Below are 19,761 nucleotides of genomic sequence, written 5' to 3'. Positions count from 1 at the left end.
GACATTTGGGAAAAATTATTGTAGGGGCATAAAATTTTACACCTCTACAATAGTTTTAGTCTCCGAAAATTGAATTTCTGGAGATGTCCATTACAAAATATTTAACTACGCTTCATATTTAAAAACTGGGTTAATTCAGGGCGAAATATTAGTTTAACTTGCCCTGTCGGACCATTTCGATGTTTAGCGATAATTATCTCTGCTACACCTTGATCTACAGTGTCAGGATGGTAATATTCATCACGATATAACATCATCACTAAATCCGCATCTTGCTCAATTGAACCTGATTCTCTCAAATCTGATAACATAGGACGTTTATTAGTTCTTTGTTCTACCGCACGACTAAGCTGAGATAATGCAATGATAGGAGCATTGATTTCCCGTGCTAAACTTTTTAAAGAGCGTGTAATTCTTGATAATTCTTGTACACGATTATCACTACTACCCTGCATTAATTGTAAATAATCGATTAAAATTAACCCTAATTTACCTTTTTTTTCTGCTTGTAAACGACGTACTTCTGATCTCATTTGCATTACTGTTAAATTACCAGAATCGTCAATATAAATTGGTAACTCTGATAATTTGCCCATAGCCGTCATTAAAGGTTCCATTTCTTGTTCTGTAACCCTACCTGCTCTTAATCGACTACTCTCTAGTTTTCCTTCCGCAGAAAGTAATCTCATTGCTAGTTGTTCTCTTGACATTTCCAAGCTAAAAATGGCTACTGCTAAATCATGTTCTTTAGCAATATTAGAAGCAATATTCAAAGCAAAGCTTGTTTTTCCCATGGCAGGACGACCAGCAATAATAACTAAATCTGAACGTTGAAAACCACCACCCATCAAAGCATCTAAGTCATAAAAATCACTACTAATACCGGGTAAAGCAAGTTTTTCTTGAAAGTTTTGAATTTCGGTAAAAGTATCGATTAAAGTATCAGAAAGAGGAACTAATCCTTGTTGTATTCTTGCTTGAGTAAGTTTAAATATTTTCTGTTCAGCTTCATCTAATACTTGATCTAAATCTTTAGTAGTATCATACCCTAATTCACTAATTTCTTTAGCTGTACTTATTAATAATCTCCTAATATATTTTTCGGTGATTAATGGTACATAACGCTCAATATTTGCTGAAGAAACCGTACGATCAAGTAAACTAACTATTTTAGGAGTACCACCGATTTTATCTAATAAACTATAATCATTTAACCATGTTGTTACCGTCATTAAATCAACAGGTTGTCCTTGAAAATATAAATTTCTAGCCGCCTCATAAATTTGACGATGGGCATTAACATAAAATGCTTCTGGTGGTAATATATCGATAATTTTACCCATGGCATTAGGATCAAATAAAATTCCACCTAAAATAATCTCTTCTGCTTCTATATTTTGGGGTGGTAAAGAGGTTGGGGCTAAATCAGGGGTAAAGTCTTTCATTATCAATATTTATGATGGTAAGAGGCAGAAAATAAATTATACAAATAAATATTCTTCTCGATTACAAATTTCTCTTCTAACTAATTTTGATAGTTGCTGAGGGTATAATTGGCAAAAATAGTTCTTTTTTTGTTATAATCTTAGATGCTTGTTATCTGGAGAGGTGGCAGAGTGGTCGATCGCGCTCGACTTGAAATCGAGTGACTAGAAATAGTCCGTGGGTTCAAATCCCACCCTCTCCGTTGTTAAACAAAAATTTCTAAAAGTCTTCTTATTTCGACTCATGAAATGTTTGTACCTTGCCATCGGGGCTTAAAATTAATCTGACAGTGACTTGATCTTTGTCACTAAATGAAGATGTTATTTTTTCTCCTAATAACGGCATTTGTGTACGATCTAGAAAAATGATTGCCACTTGTCCGATAGGAGTTATTTTTGTTAAAGATCCATTTTGGTTAAAGTTTAAGCGATATTCAATACTTTGTTTTAAATTTTCAGGTGGTTGCCATTTACTTTGAAAATATTTTTTTACTTCCTTAGAAACCACTCCGTCGGATTTTTGATTATTTGAAGATGAATCTAATTTGCTTATTTGTTGATTAAAATTAGGTATATTTTCAATTACAGAAGGGGAAATACTATTTAAAGTATTAATACCGGGTTGAATGATATTAGAGTTATTTTTCGATAGGTTGGATGAAGGATTTTGGATTTTTTCAGAATTACTAGATTGCAATACAGGTAAACTTGAAAGACGAGAAGGATATTGGGGAGTGGAAATAACAGGAGGTTGAGTAGGTTGAAAAGAAGGATTGACTGGTGCTAAAGAAGGTTGAATACCGATGACATTAGAATTATTAGACGTTTCTGTCATTGGTGGTGGCGGTGGTAAATTAGAAATGGATGGTGCTAATGGTGGTGGAGAAATAATCATTTCTGCCTGTTGAGTGGGAGGATTATTATTAATTGTAATATTGCCATTATCCTGAGTATTATTTTCTTTAACTTGTGGTGGTGCTGTGATAGTGGAAGGAGGTGATAATGGATTTCTATTTTTAAGATTTTCAGGTACTTCTGGTGCAATTATCGGCGGTAAAGTATTGGGATCTAATGATGACGGAGGAACTACGCCTTCTATATTAGGTTTAATTGTCTCATCAGTTAATTCCTCTTGAGGTATTTTTGTTGCCATCTGTTTTTCATAACGCCACCAAATACCACCACCAATTAAACAGACTAAGGCAGTTAAGGTAATACTTAATCCTAAATTACTAGAAATAGAATCGTCTATTTTTGTTCTTGAGGCATCTGAATGATAAGAAGATAAAGCATTCACAAAATCCAATAGTTGAGTATTCGTCAAAATTATTTCAATAATTTCCTCTTTAGGAAAAAGAGAATGATAAAAAAGACGATGACGATAGGTTGAATCTCTAGTAATGGAAATAAATTCTTCTTGGTTTTCTGACGGTAATTCACAAGCTAAACATTCATCTGAAATATTATCAATTTTTAAATAGTTATTAATATATTCATTTACTTTTTCTCTTAATCTTTCTAATAAGTTGCGATCGCCAACTATGCTACTTCTATCATCTTGAGGTAAACGAGGATCATCAAAATGTAACTGAAAACTAAAATATTGAGGAAAATTTTTTGCACCAAAAGTACCCCAAAGAGCGTGAGGATGATAGATTTCTAAAGTACAAGTAGGAGGAGTATAACGTCGGAATGAATTAGAAGTATTAATTACCATACTAGATGCCAAGATACGGTTTTTGATTGAAAAACTAGAGACTATCTTCAAATGATAAAGCATAGACATTCATTATTGCATGAGAATTTCAAATATTGATCTATGGTCTGTCCGCATTTTTTGTGATAATTTCTTAATATTAGTATAAAAAACTTAACAGTTAGACAGGAGTAATGGAAAATGCCGACAATCACATTTATCAATGAAAATAAAGAAGTAGTAGCTGCTGATGGTGCAAATTTGAGAGAAAAAGCCTTACAAAATGGAATCGATATTTATAAATTTCGGGGTAAACTCATGAATTGCGGTGGTTATGGACAATGTGCAACTTGCGTGATAGAAATTGTCTCCGGCATAGAAAATTTATCCCCTAAAACCGACTTTGAAGAACGAAAATTACGGAAAAAACCAGCTAGTTATCGTTTAGCCTGTCAAACTCTTGCGAATGGTGATGTAACAATCAAAACAAAACCTTAAAATCAATCTGTCATCAGAGTTACCTCCCTTGAGTTCGATATAAATTTGTTGAGGAAGATGAGACTAGGAGAAAATTCTCAATATTTATAAATTTTTGAGAGATTTTTATTCATTCACAAAAAACATAATCTCCTTGTCTGCGGAGTCTTCCACGTCAGTCATTATTTTTATATTCAACTCAGGTTTCTCTAGTTTTGATTGTTCACACATCGTTACATTTTTTGGATATTAAATAAGTGTGGTGATAAGCTATGAAATGCACTTAAATTTAACATAAAAATTATAATGAGCGAATTACCTTGCCTATTGCGAGTTGCCCGTGGTGAAATATTAGATCGTCCACCTGTATGGATGATGCGTCAAGCTGGGCGCTATATGAAAGTTTATCGTGATTTAAGAGATAAATACCCCGGATTTAGAGAAAGATCTGAAAATGCTGATTTAGCCATCGAAATTTCTCTACAGCCTTGGAGGGCATTTCAACCAGACGGGGTAATTATGTTTTCTGATATTTTAACCCCATTACCCGGTATCGGTATTCCCTTTGATATTATTGAAAGTAAAGGTCCTATTATTGATCCGCCTATTCGTAGTTTAGAACAAGTTGAGAAATTACATCCTTTAAACCCTGAAAAATCCCTACCTTTTATTAAAACTATTCTTAATACTTTACGACAAGAAGTAGGAAATAAATCCACTGTCTTGGGTTTTGTTGGTGCACCTTGGACTTTAGCGGCTTATGCCATTGAAGGTAAAAGTTCTAAAAATTACGCCGTCATTAAAAGTATGGCTTTTTCTGAACCCGATATTTTACATAAATTCCTCGGTAAAGTTGCTGATGCCATCGCCGTTTATGTGCGTTATCAAATTGATTGTGGTGCGCAAGTTGTGCAAATGTTCGACTCATGGGCAGGGGAATTAAGTCCTCAAGATTATGAAACTTTTGCTTTACCCTATCAAAAAAGAGTAGTTGATCAAGTGAAAGCGACTCATCCTGATACTCCTTTAATTCTTTATATTAGCGGTAGTGCTGGGGTTTTAGAAAGAATGGGACAATCAGGTGTTGATATTGTTAGCGTTGATTGGACTGTAGATATGGCGGAAGCTAGACAACGACTTGGACAACAAATGAAAGTGCAAGGAAATATAGATCCGGGTGTATTATTTGGTTCACCAGAATTTATTCAACACAGAATTCATGATACTGTCAAGAAAGCGGGTAAAGGAGGACACATTCTTAATCTCGGTCATGGTGTATTAGTAGGAACACCTGAAGAAAATGTAAGAGTATTTTTTGAGACTGCAAAACAAGTTAGATATTAATGAACAGTTAATAATTAATAGTCGATGGTTAACAGTTGATCGTTAATAAGCTAAAAGGCATTTAACTTACATCTTTTAAAATTATTAAAAAATCAAGGAAACTCTTACCATTGCCTATCTTCACCAGTCAACTTAGATGCGTTTGAGCTTATTGGATAGTTGACAGTTGATAATTAACAATTAAAGCTATTCTACAAATGAGAAAATAAAAGTTAAAAAATGTTATAATTCAAATATACTTATTTTTTAAAAATTCGTTTTTTGATCTCAAAATAAATGTAATTATTATAAAACATAGATCATCATTTTCCCGGCACTAAATCAATGTTTAAACCATTATCAGATCTAGTAAAATCTTTTGGTAAAGACTCAGATAATTTATTAGCAAATCGCTACCAATTAATCACTCAAATTGGTAGAGGTGCAATGGGACAAGTTTTTAAAGCCATTGATAAATCATCGGGAGATAATATTGTTGCCGTTAAGTTTTTATCTCAGGCATTGTTAGACGAAAAAATGCGTCACCGATTTGAAACAGAAGCCAAAATAAGTGCTTTATTGGGAGAGCAAAGTAACCATATTGTCAAAGTAAAAGACTACGGTTTAGGTAATGATCAAGTTCCTTTTTATGTGATGGAATATTTAGAAGGAGACGATTTAGATCATTTAGTGAAAAAAAAATCTATTTCTATTCGTCGATTTTTATTTTTAACTCGTCAAATTTGTCTAGGTTTAGAGTGTGCCCATAACGGTATTTTAGTTAATGGAGAATTAGCTCCTATTATTCATCGAGATATTAAACCTAGTAATATATTTTTAGCAAAAACTGCTGATAAAGAAATAATCGTCAAAATATTAGACTTTGGAATTGCTCAAATTCGTAATCCTGAACAAGGTAAAACACAAGAAAGTTTCATGGGTACTCCTGAATACTGCTCTCCTGAGCAAATGGCAGAAGATGAATTACATCCTACTTCCGATATTTATAGTTTAGGAGTATTAATGTATCAGATGTTAACCCAAAAAACCCCTATTACATCGGAGTATCGAAATTTTCAGGCATGGTATAAAGCTCATCAAGAAAATATACCTCAATCTCTTCCTAGTTATTTGGAGTTACCAAAAGACTTAGAAAATATGATTATGAGATGTCTTGCTAAATCTCCTGCTGATCGTCCCCAAAATATAGGAGAAATTTTAAAAATTATTACTCCTTTAGAAAGAGAATATAATAATAAAAATGCCTTAGAAAAATCTTCCCAATTATTCACTGCAAAGGAACAAAATATTAATAAAATTTTACCTCTACAACAAATATATTTGCAAAGTAATTGGCCTCAAGATAAACCTCAGAAAAAAATTGTTTTTCCTTGTTTAACCGAAGCACAAGAAGGGTCATTTTCTAGCTTATGGACAATGTTAGAATCTCAAGATATTCAAATATTTAAACCCCAATCTACTTTATGTTTTAATCATTTTATGTACCAACTTGCACCCCATCCGATGATTTTATGGGTAAATTTACTTTACTGTCGCCACCATGAACCCAAATGGCTACCTTGTTATTTAGATTTAAAAACAGAAATTGGTTATCAAATTAGTACTAATTTAATTTCTAAAAGTTTATATTATATTATATTATTTGAAATAAATAAACCAAAAAAATATGAGCAGTTACTAACAGTTAAAATTAGTGAAGAAAAGATACAACATCTACAACATTTTATCATTAAAAGTTCATCATGGCAAGGAAAAAATCAACCAGAATTAAGTAAAATAAACCTAAAAAAACAATTTGAATCTGTTAAAAATACTATTTTATCTGCTATATATAAATCTACAAAATAAAAAAGATTAGTTTATTTTTTATTAACTATTAACTAGATTTTGACAGATTTCACATAAACCAAAAAATTCTAAAGTATGATAGTATAACTTAAAATTTTCAGTCAAACACCCGTTAATTAAATTATCATTAATAGGACAATATTCTCCTTTTAAAATAGTAGATTTTCCACAATTAACACAATTTAAATGATGGTTATGATTATCTTTGATTAATTCATATAAAGACTCTCCATGAGGATTAATTCTTTCTTGAATAATTCCTTTTAAATGTAAACTTTTTAAGTTTCGATATACTGTTGCTAATCCAATTTTTAAGTTTTTTTGACGTATTTTGAAATGTAATTCTTGAGCTGTAATTTCTTTATCTAAATCTTTTAGTAAATGTAAAATTTTTTGTTGATTTTTAGTAAATTTAACTAACATTTTAGATCAATCATATAATATTTAACAAAATAACATTGATAATAAGGATGAAATCTATTTTATAACAAAATTTCGATCAATTTATTCCTAATTCTCTTTTTAAAAGATTAATTGATTTTTCACCAATATAATTATTACTACAAATAATTTCAGGAGGACGTATTAGATCTTCTTGTACTTGTTGAAGGGTTTTTTTAACTATTAAATAACTATTAGGATCGCAGATAATAGTATAAGCACTACGAACTAAATTTTTTAATTTTTGTTGGTCATTTGTTTGAGCAGTAAGAATAGTAATATCTTTTCCTCGAAGACTATGAACTAAAATTTCTGCTACTCTCAAAATACCTGTACTTAAACTTACAATTCCTAAATAAGAGTCTTGGGGTAATTTTTTAATGATTTGTAACTCTTCTTTATAGTCATAAATATCAAGGGGAATTACTCTGGTTAACTGAGGAGAAACTATTTCTAAAACTTGATGAATAAAATAACGACTTGTAACGACAGTGGCTCTCATGGCTTCTGTTGCAATTAAATGTAATTCTTCCATCGGTACTAATTGTATCGGCATTAACAAAGCTTGTTCTAGTTCTAAAACTATTAATTGTCCTGCACCAATATCCGCCATTGGTACAGTAACGAAAACTAAAGCATTACAGCGTAATCGACTATCAATTTCAGCTACAAATAATTGTTTAATTTGTTCTAAATTACAACCTTGTAATAGTAATTCATCAACATTTTCCTTGACAATTTTTTGAAGGCTAAGATAAGCTCGTGACAAATGAGATTCTGATTTTTTGATACTTTCATTTCCTTGGGGTTTAACGTATATTCCAGAGCCCGGAAGAGATTCTACTAACCCTTTTTCTTCTAATTGCCGATAAACTTTACTGATTGTGTTGCGATGTAATCCCGTAATGGTAGCTAGTTGTCTTGTACTAGGTAATCGATGACCGGGGGGATACTGACGAGAGGCGATCGCAAATTGAATTTGATCAATTAATTGTTGAGAAGGAGGAATATTGCCTTCATTGTGGACACTAAAGTGAAACATAATTAACAATTAATTCTCCCAGTCTTTTTATGGTAGAGTGCTTAAACAAAATGAAAGTTTAATTTTTTGTGACTACAGTCAATTAAAGATTTATTAGGAAAAATTCTACATATAGAGGCATAGTGTAGCCCCTATACTATGATGACAACAATGAAGGATTAACCTTGAGTCTTTCCGCCTAATACTTGTTGTTTTAAGCCGTTAAATTCAGCAAACAGCTCTTGACGAGTAGAAGCTTTTAATAGATAACGAGTAACAAACCAAGCAGAATATCCTAAACCTACTAATTCTAAAATAGAAGATAAAAGAGGAATATTATCGATAGCATCCAATACTGACAAAGTTACATAAACAGTAATACCAGCAGTGAGAATTAAACCGAGGGTAGTTAAGGGTTGTTTATAGTCAGAAAAGAAGTTACCTAATTGTTCAGGCACTTTAGCTAAAAAGTCCACCACTAAATCTACCCATTCTTGCCAACCTTGTTCATCGTTAGAAGGTCTTTTAGCGGCAGTAATGACACCGGGGATGTCATCATTTAATTGTGCAGTAGATTCGTTAAATTGAGTCTCTTGCTCATAAGATTGAGATTCCATAGAATATATCTCCTAAGTTTGATTTCCAGATAATTTTGCTTGTGTAAGCACAAATATTAAGTTAACTGACTATTACTTAAATTGCCAGAAAACAACAATAAATTTTAAACTTTTATATAGCGATCCTATAAGATTTTTGTTCCACTCTACTATATATTTTTCTCTCTGACAATATTTTCCTCTTTTCTTTAATTAACCTAGTGTTATAAAGAAAAAATTAAACATTTTTTGTTCTTTACGAATCTTTCCTTCACCACCAATCAAGGTATAATTAGTCATTTGATGAATAAAAAAAATAAATTGTAAATTATAATGATTCACGATATTTTTATGCCTGCCCTTAGTTCAACAATGACAGAAGGGAAGATCGTTTCATGGGAAAAAGCACCAGGAGATAAAATTGAAAAAGGAGAAACCGTTGTTGTCGTGGAATCAGACAAAGCGGATATGGATGTAGAATCCTTTTATTCTGGTTATTTAGCTACTATTTTAGTCCCAGCGGGGGAAGAAGCCCCAGTCGGACAGGCGATCGCTTATATTGCTGAAACAGAAGCAGAAATAGAAGAAGCCAAACAAAAAGCTAGTCAAGGTCAACAAGCTACTCCTGCACCTCAAAACGAAGTCAAAGCTGAACCTGACCCCATTGTTACTGCTACTGTTAACACTACAGCTAAAACTAATGGTAGAATTGTCGTCTCTCCTAGAGCCAAAAAATTAGCTAAAGAATTTAAAGTTGATTTAAGTAATATTGTTGGTACTGGTCTTAATGGACGTATTATTGCGGAAGATGTGGAAAAATTAGCTGGAAAAGTTCCTCAAACACCGAAAGTTAGTCCTGTTATTGCCACTGTTACTGCTACACCCAGTATTGCTCCAGCACCTATTCCAGTTAATAATTTAGCAGGGCAAACTATACCTTTTAACACTTTACAACAGGCTGTCATACGAAATATGATGGCTAGTTTACAAGTACCCACCTTTCAAGTTAGTTATAGTATTAACACCGATCAATTAGATAGTCTTTATCGTAAAATTAAATCGAAAGGGGTAACAATGACTGCTTTATTAGCGAAAGCTGTAGCTGTTACTTTACAAAAACATCCTGTTGTTAATGCTAGTTTCAGTGAAGCAGGTATTAAGTATAACGAAAGTATTAATATTGCCGTAGCCGTAGCTATGCCTGATGGTGGTTTAATTACTCCTGTTATTAAAAATGCCGATCAAATTGATATTTATTCCTTAGCACGTAATTGGCAAGATTTGGTTAACCGTGCTCGTGCAAAACAGTTACAACCAGATGAATATACCACGGGCACTTTTACCCTATCTAATTTAGGTATGTTTGGTGTTAGTAATTTCACCGCCATTTTGCCTCCCGGATTAGGCTCAATTCTCGCCATCGGTGGTGCTTCTCCTACGGTTGTAGCCAATGGTGACGGGTTATTTGGTGTTAAAAATCAAATGTCAGTAAATATCACCTGTGATCACCGAATTATTTATGGTGCGGATGCGGCAGCATTTTTACAAGATTTAGCGAAATTAATTGAAACTGATGTTCAATCTTTAACTCTATAAAGACAGCAGATAACCTGAGTTCGATATAAAATTATCGGTGATGATTAACTCTCATTGACAGCTAGACAGGAAGACAGGGAGATTATATCTTGCATGAATCAATAAAATTATTTTAACGTGTACAAATATTAGGAATTTTTCTACCTGTCTCCTTGTCCACTTGTCCACCTGTCTTGTTTTCACAACTTTTCTTCTGTCGAACTGAGATTGTAATAATTGCGATATTAAAAACAATTCATAATCAATAAGACAAAAAAAGACACAGATTTAACTTCCGTGTCATAAATTTTGTCTGCAAAAATCTTTAATAAGCCAATGCTTCAAGGGTTGAACGTAAATACTGTTTTACTTGATCTTCAATATTAATTTCTAATTTATTTTCTTTCTGCCAACGCTTGAAACCAGAGCTTTTGGCGATCGCCTGTTTGAGATTGTTCCAGATTTCTTGATCTTGTCCTAGATTACTCGAAATAGTTGATATAGCCATAAATATTTTCGTTTTGGTAAGAGTGACTTAATTGCTGATCTTAAATTAAGATAACTCAATTCTAGCTCATACTATTGTAACTAAGATCACATAATATTGTTTTTCGAAGAATCAGTAAGAGTTTGCATCTTTGCAAAGCTCTCTTTAAAAATAGTTATAGTAGGATTATTATCATCTTTTTGAACTAAAGAACGTCGAATTTGACCCAGATATAAAGGATAAGTAACTTGATCTTGATGAATCTGTGTTCTAGCCCTAATGGTAAGCTGACTATCTCCATTAGAAGAAGTTCTACCATAGGAGAATAAATCAATTGCGGCTTGTTGTAAAGTGGCTTCTAATTGAGTAGGGGTAATAGTAGAAGGCACGGTAATGACAGCTTGATTTGCACCAGTATCATAAACCAAATTAAATCGAAGAGCATTCGGTATTTCTGTGCGACTAAATAAACCAAAACTAAGGGCGAATAAACCGATAGTTAATACTGCCATAAATCCCGTTGCACCGACTAAACGAAAACGAAAACCCCATTTGAAAATAAAACCCAGAATCGCCAAAATCGAAAAAGCAATGGTTGTATAGATTGACCATATCGTATAACTACCAAAATCTAAGGATAATTCCATTTTTTAAAAGTTGAATGTTAGCTTTTCAATTTTACAATAAGAATGAATAATCAATAGTTACTATTAATTTAACCTTAAAAAAAACTTAATATTATTTTAATAATTATCTATAATTATCATCAAAAAAAGATTAAAAAGAAAATTCAATTAAATTGGTAATCATCTTTACAACTAATTGGGATCAAGGAATGTTAGCTTATACAGTATAAAGATAAATTCAATTTTAAAAAACTAATGATCATCATGGCTCAAATACTAGATGCAATTCCTCACAATGAAAATGATGCTATTTTATGTTGTTATGTTAACGCTACCAGTCAAATTCAAATAGCTAGGATCACAAATATAAGTAATTGGTATTTTGAGAGGGTGGTATTTCCGGGACAAAGATTAGTATTTGAGGCTTTACCAGAGGCATTATTAGAAATTCATTCAGGAATGATGGCTAGTGCTATTCTCTCAGATACAATTTCTTGTAAACGTTTATGTGTAACTGAGCAAAAAGTCTCAACCGAAAATGGAGAGGAAGATTCCATCGTTAATATCAATAAAGACAGAAATAATAATTCTGATGTGGAAGCCATTGTTGCTTAAAATTAACTGAATTATAACTATCTGTTTATTGTGATTATTTTGATAGATTTTAACTGAGCTAATTTATATTATAAAAACTATTTAAAATAAAATTATGAGGGGATAATAGTCCCCTTTTTTATGAGTAATAATCAAAATTTGAAGCTAATCTAATATTTATTTTTGATACGAACAAGAAGAAACATAATTTATAATTTATTTTAATTAATAAGATATTTAAGATCAACCCAAACTTTATGATAGGACAAATAGAAACTTTACTAACACACTTGCCTTCTGATTCTGGAGTATATTTTATGAAAGATAAAGAAAGTAATATTATTTATATTGGTAAAGCGAAAAACTTGAAAAAAAGAGTTAAATCTTATTTTATATCTTCTCAAAAACATACTAATCGTATCGCTTTAATGGTGTCACAAATTCGAGATATTGAGTTTATTGTCACCGATACTGAAGCCGAAGCCTTAGCTTTAGAGGCTAATTTAATTAAACAACATCAACCTCATTTTAACGTTCTACTCAAAGATGACAAAAAGTATCCTTACGTTTGTATTACTTGGTCAGAAACTTATCCTCGAATTTTTATTACTCGCAAAAGACGCTTAAATAGTAAACTAGATCGTTATTATGGTCCTTATGTTGACAGTGGAAAATTAAGAGAAACTCTTGAGATTATTAAACGCACTTTTCCCCTCAGACAAAGATCAAAGCCTTTATATAAAAATCGCCCTTGTTTAAATTATGATATTGGGAAATGCCCCGGAGTCTGTCAAAATTTAATTACTTCTGAAAATTATCGGGAAATTATTAATAAAATTGCCTTAATTTTTCAGGGAAGAACAGATGAATTAATTAAAAATTTAACAAAGCAAATGGAAATAAATGCTGAGAATTTAGACTTTGAAAAAGCGGCTAAATATCGAGATCAAATTCTTAGTTTGCAACAATTATTTTCTAGCCAAAAAGTAGCATTATCTGACGATACTGTTTCCCGTGATGCTATTGCTTTAGCCCAAGATGATAGTCATAGTTGTGTTCAATTATTTCAGATTCGGGCAGGACGTTTAATAAGTAGATTGGGATTTTTTACTGATAATAATAATAATGATGAAAAAGGTGAGATTTTAGAAAGAGTTTTAGAAGAACATTATAGTCATATTGAGTCAGTGGAAATACCTTCAGAAATTTTAGTTCAATATGCTTTACCTGATGAAGAAATTTTTACGAATTGGCTCAGGGAAAAAAAAGGCAAAAAAATTACTATTATTACTCCTCAAAAACAACAAAAAGCGGAGTTAATTTCTATGGTTGAAAGAAATGCTCAAATTGAGTTAGAAAGAAGTCAAAAATTCAGTCAGGGAAATTTACAAGCCATGGAAGATTTAGCTAATCTTTTAGATTTACCTAGCTTACCGAGAAGAATCGAAGGTTATGATATTTCCCATATACAAGGCTCAAATGCTGTAGCTTCTAAGGTTGTGTTTATTGATGGTTTACCCGCTAAACAACATTATCGTCATTATAAGATACAGAATCCTGATATAAAAATAGGACATTCTGATGATTTTGCCTCTCTTCAAGAAGTAATTAAAAGACGGTTTTATAAGAGCGAAGAATTCCCAGATTTAGTGATGATAGATGGTGGAAAAGGACAACTTTCTTCTGTTTGTGAAGTGTTAGAAGAAATAAATTTATTATCAAAAATTAATGTTATTAGTTTAGCAAAAAAAAGAGAAGAAATTTTTTTACCAAATCAATCACAGCCGTTGCCAACTAATTCTGAACAAATAGGTGTACAGTTATTAAGAAGATTAAGAGATGAAGCTCATCGTTTTGCCATTACTTTTCATCGACAACAAAGATTAAAAGCTAGTAGAAGATCAATTTTGGATGAGATTAATGGGTTAGGATTTGAACGTCAAAAACTATTGTTAGCCCATTTTAATTCCATTGATTATATCCGACAAGCTACCATTAAACAATTGCAAGAAGTATCAGGCATCGGCGAAAATTTAGCTCAAATTATCTATGCTTATTTTCACCCATAAAAATCAAGAATAGAGAATACTAATCAAAATTGGAAATTTGTTCTTCAATTCTCCATTATTAACTATTAATTTTCTTCTATTTTTGACGATAAAAAACCCCTATACCATTATGAACTCTTGCAGCAGTGGCTGGAGAACGATCAATAATTTCTCCACCTAAATACATTTGTGTTGAACTACCACCATCTAAATTCAACGCTGATACAGCCCCCATTTTTTGTAAAATTTCCGCAAATTCCGATAAAGTAGCACCTAAACCACCTATCTTATTATGTACTGCGACTAATAAAATTCTACCTTGATTATCCACAGCGATAGCACTACGAGAAGCTTTTTGAGTATTAAAAGCTTTACTAAATTTTTCACCTTCTCCATTCAAGATAATTTGACGATTTAAGAGTAAAAGAGGTCCAGCACCAATAATATAAGGATATTTAGCAAAATTAGAGGGAATTGTACCCGTATTTAAAGTAATTTGATCATTAATATCTAGTTTTTCTGCTAGAGTTTTGGCACTTCTGAATACCAAAAGATAATTTTTGGGTTGAATAGCGATAGAATCCTCTCCTGCTTTTGTGCCGACAATTTTATCTTTAACAATATTATTTTCAACAACAAAGATAATTTCATTATCACTAAGAGTTTTATAATTGATGCCCCAATTAGAAGTATAACGAGCAACTCCTGCTTGAATATAACCACTATTGATATAACTATTTATAAAGCGATTTCCTTTATCGGTAGTAACAACTTCCTCTAGCATTATCCGATCAAAATTGACTTCTCCCACATCATTCCATGCCATAATACCACGATTTAAAATGGGACTTGATAGCCAATTATCACGATTTTTTATCGCACCTAAAGGCAACTGATTATTACGGTTAAAAAACCCCCCATTAATAGCTGCCATTGCTTCTAAGTTTTGAGCTGTAGTCTTAAGAGGTGCTGTACCAATAAGAGTATTATTATTAGCTAAAATTGGTTGTAAATCTATATTAAAATTCTTAATATTAAAAGTTAGAGCAGATACTAAAAATAAATCTTTATTATTATTTAAGCTGATATACTTCTTACTCAAAAATAAATCATTATTCCAACTAATATCTCTTGTAGTAAGAGCTGAAGGATTTATATCAACTAATAAAAGATTAGGATTAGCAGAGGTAACTTTAAGATTATTTCCCGTCGGTAAGTTAATATTAATAATGGTTTTATCATCTTTACTGCTAATATTAAATAAAGAATTTTTAGGCTTTTGTTTATCTTCCCTAACTTCATCACCTTCTTCCTCTTGAAGTCCAGAATTATCTAAGGGCTTTAAAGGCTTAGTATCATTAAATAATGTATTACTAGGTTGACCATTAATGGAAATAATTGCTTGATCTTTTCCTTGACTTACTTGGAAAAAACTAGGTTTATCTAATTCAATAATAATTTTTTTACCGTTAGTTACTGGAATTTCATAAACTTTATTAACTTGACTGGGAGGAAGATTTAATTCTAAAATATTATTGTTGTTATTAATTTGAAGGAAAGTAGTTTTAGTTAAATTAGTAATATCTAAATAACGATAAGGATTTATAAATTGAGTCGATAAAGTATTATGATAATTAAACCAATGAATAGGCTGTTTTTTTGTATTTGTTGTGTTCATTAATTCTATGCCTAAGACGGCTTCTGCACTCATATCAGCAATTCCTGTATGGATTTCACTTCCTTCTTGCCACTGTAACCAAGGAAGATTGACAGTTTTTTGATTGATTATGACATCTTTACCTTTTGCAATGATTGTTAAAGATTCAGATTGAGCAAAAACAGGATTTAAAAATTTACCTTTAATAATATTAGGAATATTACCAATAAAATTAACTATAAAAACTGATAAAAAAATCAATAATAAAAATTTAGATTGATAAAATTTTTTCAACATGGTTTTTCTACATTATAAAATAGTAAAAAGAACAAAACAAATTAGATGAGATTAAGGAGAATTAATAAGTTATTTATTTATCACAATATTCAGCATAGAGATTGATATAATCCATAGCATTGTCAATGGCTTTTTGTCGTAAATTACGTTTACGTTCAGGAAATTTAATTAAGACTGATTCGGGAATTTGATATACATTACACCAAGAAGATTCCATATTTTTTTGTGCTTCTATTAAAGAGTTAATAAAATGAATAGTGAAATTATTCGGTAATCCTACAATAGCTTGAGATAAAAATTCTGTGGGAGTAATTCCTCCTAAAAATTGATTAATATTTTTATCAATGGGAGATAAATAAAAATAATCATCCATAGCTAATAAATAGCCTAAGACAAATTTATCCGAAGCATTCAAGTCATTTAAGGTAAGATTACTTAATTTGATATTTTTTGATTTGACTAATGCTATTAAAAATAAAGAAGCATTATTTTGTCCGTCAAAATTCCACCCTAAAGCATTGATAACTGCCGCTTTTTCATCTAAAGGTGCATTACTCAATAAAAATTTTAATACTTTTACGTCAAGTTTTTTATTATTTAATGTTTCTGATACAATTTCTATGTCTTGATAAGGAGTTGCTAAATCTATAGAAGTTAATGGGCTATCTGCTTTAGCTGAATCATTTATTATCAGTAAACTCAGTGTTGCAGTTAAAATTATATATAAAGTTTTATTCATGATAATAATTTTAAAAAATAGCTTTTATAAAAACAAGTTCAATCACTTTATTTATTGTTGATAACCTTGTAAACTTTCAGGCTCAAATTTGTTTAATATTTCTTTTGCTTGATTTTTAATATTGTCATTGCCCTGCACAATTAATAAATATTTACCTACTTTTAAACGATTGAGAAAAGGTATCATCTCTCCTTTACTTTCCATTAAACTACCGCTACCACCCACAAAAACACTGCCCATTGCACCACCAATCGCACCCAAAATACCACCAATAATATGATTAAAAGGCTCACCAGCCCAACCAAAAGTATCGATAGTGGTAATAGCATCAAAAGTAAAACCACCAAAAAAACCGAAAGGAATCAACCAATAAGCCATTCTAATCACATTTTTACGTCCTTCTTCGCTAGGATCAAGAAACCCAAATTCCGCCGCATTTTTATATCCTTTTCCCACGATGGATAATTGACTCAAAGGAATTCCTACTTTTTCTAGGGCAGTGTAGGCTTCTTCTGCTTGAATTCTATCGGATAATACAGCTATTAAATAATTCATTTTAAAAGTTTATTCTTGTTTTAATTAAGTCTTGATATTTACTCGAATCATATCACCCTTGTACCCCAAACAGAGCATAAAATGGTGAAATCCATAACTAAAATAGCTTTTTATTATATGCCAAAGAGATATTGTGACTCATTGATTTATATTTTCAAGATATTAAATTTATTAGAAATTATAGTTGATGGAGTGGAAAATTTTTTGGTTTTAAGTCAAACTAAGCATAGATGTCACCATCTACCCTTGTCTTCAGAACGGAACGTGAGACTTTTACCTCATTCCGCTCCTCTGGAATAAACCCTTTGTCATGGGTACAATTCAGACTTCCATCTCTGGTTGTCTTATCATCGTGGCAATGTCTATGTAGAGCTTGTAGATTGTCATATTTATCCTTTCCGCCTTTCGATTTGGGGATAATGTGGTCGATTTCTAACAAGTCTCCAGCTTTGAAGTTCAGTTTGCAGTGATTACATTTTCCTTTTTGTTTCTTTAATAATATTGCCATTCTTGTAGAAACTTCAGGATGTTTGCCTATTCTTGCCGTCCAGTAAATCCAGTCACCATCGTAAGGTGATTTCTCTCCTTTAACTTTAGTGTGACGCTTGATTTCTGTTTTGCTATGGTTTAATAGTCTTATTCCATCTTCATCTCTGGTTGAGAACGTCCAGTTATCTTCTCCATAAGTACGCCAATATTTCTTGACTACCCATGATTTCGATTTATTGGGGTGTCTTCTTTCACTCCATCTTTTCAACTGTTTATATATCAGGTGGTCACATTTAGAGTAAGTCTCTTTACTGCACACAGAGCTATAGTAATTTGCCCAACCTCTTATTACTGGGTTAAGTTCCATTATCAGGGCTATTTGTGGACTTGATTTATGACTTCTGATTATATTTCCAGTCTTATTAATGTGAGTTTTTATTTTTTCCTTTGATGGTTTTATTATGGTCTTAAATCCAAGAGGTACACCTTGACTGTTAATTCTAGTGTGTGTTTTACCTACTTCATATTGTCGGATGTTGAATCCTAAGAAGTCAAACCCTATTTTTTCTTCGTACTCATAAAGAGTGTGAGATATTTGGGTTTTGCTTGGTTTAAGTTCAAGTCCTATTTCTTCTAACCAGTTCTCGATGATACTTTTACATTGGAAAATAACCTCTATATCTCTATGAAGAATGACGAAATCATCTGCATATCGAATAAGAGATAGGCTAGATTCATTTGCTTTCTTGTCACCTTTTAATGTTCTGGCAAACTTTTTAATTTCTAGTTCCATACCGTGAAGGGCAATATTTGCAAGTAGTGGAGATATGACTCCTCCCTGCGGAGTGCCTTCCTTAGTAGGAAACCATTGTTTGCTGTCCATTACTCCACTTTTTAACCATGATTTTATCTCACGTTTTAATTGTGGGTAGGTTTCCAGTTTAGCGAGTAATTTTTCATGATTGATTTTGTCAAAGCATTTAGCAATATCAGCGTCTAATACATATTTCGGTTGTAGCCTTATTGAATTAAATATAGCTCTTATTGCGTCATGACATGACCTTGCTGGTCGAAAACCATAGCTATTCGGCTCGAATTTGGCTTCCCATTGTGGTTCTAATGCTAGTTTTACTTGGCATTGTTTTACTCTATCTTCCATACACGGTATTCCAAGTGGTCTTTTTTCTCCATTCGCTTTTGGTATCCATACCCTACGAGTAGGTTTTGATTTACCTTTTAACTTTAGGTTTTTGACCATTTCAACACGTTGTTTCTGAGTGAGTGATTTAATACCATCAACACCTGCTGTTTTCTTGCCTTGATTATCTTGTGTTACCTTTCTGGTTGCCAAGAGTTTACCATAGTAGGATTTGATTAGTAATCTTTGCAGACTATGAACCAATTTAACATCGCCTCTTTGACTCGCTCTGTAAATTCTTTTTTGTAGCCGAAATACTTGTTTCTCTACAACTTTCCAGTTGATAGATGACCACTTATTAATTTTATCAATCGGTTGTACCGTTGTCATAATTTTAATACAAAAGTTGACTTTACATTGTTTATCACAGTGACTACGTCAGCAAATCCTTTACATTACATAAAGGCATTGGCTTCTTAGTCAATCCTTCCCCTCATAACCTTACGCTGGTTACTACTCCTAGTTTTCACCTTTCTAAGAGAAGTTACGAGAGGTTACTTCGTTCCCTATATCCTTTTTCTTTCTGACTTTAGACCTCCTCTTTCCACCAGACTCTGTGTATTTGACCCCAGTTTAGATTTGATATTCT

The 19,761-nt window shown here is 31.9% G+C and carries 17 protein-coding genes and 1 tRNA gene; 7 read left to right on the top strand and 11 right to left on the bottom strand.

Annotation, left to right across the window (positions count from 1 at the left end):
* Nucleotides 1-101 precede the first annotated feature (101 nt).
* The gene (dnaB, locus tag GM3708_RS04410) at nucleotides 102-1,445 is read right to left on the bottom strand and encodes a replicative DNA helicase (protein ID WP_066344429.1); all 1,344 of its coding nucleotides are present in this window, start codon (nucleotides 1,443-1,445) and stop codon (nucleotides 102-104) included.
* Between the two features lie 157 nt (nucleotides 1,446-1,602).
* On the opposite strand from dnaB, the gene GM3708_RS04405 reads away from it, so the two are divergent.
* Nucleotides 1,603-1,687, top strand: a tRNA-Ser gene (locus GM3708_RS04405).
* Between the two features lie 29 nt (nucleotides 1,688-1,716).
* Here the strand turns inward: GM3708_RS04405 and GM3708_RS04400 are convergent.
* Complete coding sequence (locus GM3708_RS04400; RefSeq protein WP_066344427.1) at nucleotides 1,717-3,201, bottom strand: DUF4335 domain-containing protein; 1,485 nt, start codon at nucleotides 3,199-3,201, stop codon at nucleotides 1,717-1,719.
* Between the two features lie 180 nt (nucleotides 3,202-3,381).
* Here GM3708_RS04400 and GM3708_RS04395 point away from each other — a divergent pair, with 180 nt between their 5' ends.
* The 3 genes from GM3708_RS04395 to GM3708_RS04385 all read left to right on the top strand — a co-directional run bounded on the left by GM3708_RS04395 (nucleotide 3,382) and on the right by GM3708_RS04385 (nucleotide 6,849).
* Nucleotides 3,382-3,678: a 2Fe-2S iron-sulfur cluster-binding protein gene (locus tag GM3708_RS04395; RefSeq protein WP_066344425.1), complete on the top strand. Its 297-nt coding sequence runs from the start codon at nucleotides 3,382-3,384 to the stop codon at nucleotides 3,676-3,678.
* Between the two features lie 285 nt (nucleotides 3,679-3,963).
* Nucleotides 3,964-5,001: a uroporphyrinogen decarboxylase gene (gene hemE / locus GM3708_RS04390; protein WP_066344424.1), complete on the top strand. Its 1,038-nt coding sequence runs from the start codon at nucleotides 3,964-3,966 to the stop codon at nucleotides 4,999-5,001.
* A 324-nt stretch (nucleotides 5,002-5,325) separates the two neighbouring features.
* A complete protein-coding gene (locus GM3708_RS04385; RefSeq protein WP_066344422.1) occupies nucleotides 5,326-6,849 on the top strand; it encodes a serine/threonine-protein kinase in 1,524 nt (507 codons plus the stop codon).
* A 21-nt stretch (nucleotides 6,850-6,870) separates the two neighbouring features.
* On the opposite strand, the gene GM3708_RS04380 is transcribed toward GM3708_RS04385, so the two are convergent.
* The 3 genes from GM3708_RS04380 to GM3708_RS04370 all read right to left on the bottom strand — a co-directional run bounded on the left by GM3708_RS04380 (nucleotide 6,871) and on the right by GM3708_RS04370 (nucleotide 8,928).
* The gene (locus tag GM3708_RS04380; RefSeq protein WP_066344421.1) at nucleotides 6,871-7,272 is read right to left on the bottom strand and encodes a Fur family transcriptional regulator; all 402 of its coding nucleotides are present in this window, start codon (nucleotides 7,270-7,272) and stop codon (nucleotides 6,871-6,873) included.
* A gap of 76 nt (nucleotides 7,273-7,348) precedes the next feature.
* Nucleotides 7,349-8,332, bottom strand: a complete 984-nt coding sequence (locus tag GM3708_RS04375; RefSeq protein ID WP_066344419.1) for a GntR family transcriptional regulator — start codon at nucleotides 8,330-8,332, stop codon at nucleotides 7,349-7,351.
* Between the two features lie 158 nt (nucleotides 8,333-8,490).
* Nucleotides 8,491-8,928, bottom strand: a complete 438-nt coding sequence (locus GM3708_RS04370; RefSeq protein ID WP_066344418.1) for a CAAD domain-containing protein — start codon at nucleotides 8,926-8,928, stop codon at nucleotides 8,491-8,493.
* Nucleotides 8,929-9,240: 312 nt separating this feature from the next.
* Here GM3708_RS04370 and GM3708_RS04365 point away from each other — a divergent pair, with 312 nt between their 5' ends.
* Entirely contained in the window at nucleotides 9,241-10,503 is a 1,263-nt protein-coding gene (locus GM3708_RS04365) for a dihydrolipoamide acetyltransferase family protein (RefSeq protein ID WP_066344417.1), read from the top strand.
* Between the two features lie 304 nt (nucleotides 10,504-10,807).
* On the opposite strand, the gene GM3708_RS04360 is transcribed toward GM3708_RS04365, so the two are convergent.
* Together GM3708_RS04360 and GM3708_RS04355 are read right to left on the bottom strand one after the other, a co-directional pair.
* Complete coding sequence (locus GM3708_RS04360; RefSeq protein WP_066344416.1) at nucleotides 10,808-10,990, bottom strand: hypothetical protein; 183 nt, start codon at nucleotides 10,988-10,990, stop codon at nucleotides 10,808-10,810.
* Nucleotides 10,991-11,076: 86 nt separating this feature from the next.
* Entirely contained in the window at nucleotides 11,077-11,616 is a 540-nt protein-coding gene (locus GM3708_RS04355) for a Ycf51 family protein (protein WP_066344414.1), read from the bottom strand.
* A 243-nt stretch (nucleotides 11,617-11,859) separates the two neighbouring features.
* Here GM3708_RS04355 and GM3708_RS04350 point away from each other — a divergent pair, with 243 nt between their 5' ends.
* The gene (locus tag GM3708_RS04350) at nucleotides 11,860-12,210 is read left to right on the top strand and encodes a DUF1830 domain-containing protein (protein WP_066344412.1); all 351 of its coding nucleotides are present in this window, start codon (nucleotides 11,860-11,862) and stop codon (nucleotides 12,208-12,210) included.
* Nucleotides 12,211-12,446: 236 nt separating this feature from the next.
* A complete protein-coding gene (gene uvrC, locus GM3708_RS04345) occupies nucleotides 12,447-14,258 on the top strand; it encodes an excinuclease ABC subunit UvrC (RefSeq protein WP_144439274.1) in 1,812 nt (603 codons plus the stop codon).
* Between the two features lie 76 nt (nucleotides 14,259-14,334).
* On the opposite strand, the gene GM3708_RS04340 is transcribed toward uvrC, so the two are convergent.
* The 4 genes from GM3708_RS04340 to ltrA all read right to left on the bottom strand — a co-directional run bounded on the left by GM3708_RS04340 (nucleotide 14,335) and on the right by ltrA (nucleotide 19,502).
* The gene (locus tag GM3708_RS04340) at nucleotides 14,335-16,191 is read right to left on the bottom strand and encodes a phosphodiester glycosidase family protein (RefSeq protein WP_066344410.1); all 1,857 of its coding nucleotides are present in this window, start codon (nucleotides 16,189-16,191) and stop codon (nucleotides 14,335-14,337) included.
* Between the two features lie 73 nt (nucleotides 16,192-16,264).
* Nucleotides 16,265-16,930, bottom strand: a complete 666-nt coding sequence (locus GM3708_RS04335) for a hypothetical protein (RefSeq protein WP_066344409.1) — start codon at nucleotides 16,928-16,930, stop codon at nucleotides 16,265-16,267.
* Nucleotides 16,931-16,981: 51 nt separating this feature from the next.
* Entirely contained in the window at nucleotides 16,982-17,485 is a 504-nt protein-coding gene (locus GM3708_RS04330; RefSeq protein WP_066344408.1) for a hypothetical protein, read from the bottom strand.
* A 220-nt stretch (nucleotides 17,486-17,705) separates the two neighbouring features.
* Nucleotides 17,706-19,502: a group II intron reverse transcriptase/maturase gene (gene ltrA, locus GM3708_RS04325; protein WP_066344406.1), complete on the bottom strand. Its 1,797-nt coding sequence runs from the start codon at nucleotides 19,500-19,502 to the stop codon at nucleotides 17,706-17,708.
* Nucleotides 19,503-19,761 lie beyond the last annotated feature (259 nt).

The sequence above is a fragment of the Geminocystis sp. NIES-3708 genome (genome assembly GCF_001548095.1).
Taxonomy (GTDB): Bacteria; Cyanobacteriota; Cyanobacteriia; order Cyanobacteriales; family Cyanobacteriaceae; genus Geminocystis.
This window is presented reverse-complemented; position numbering and strand designations above follow the sequence as displayed.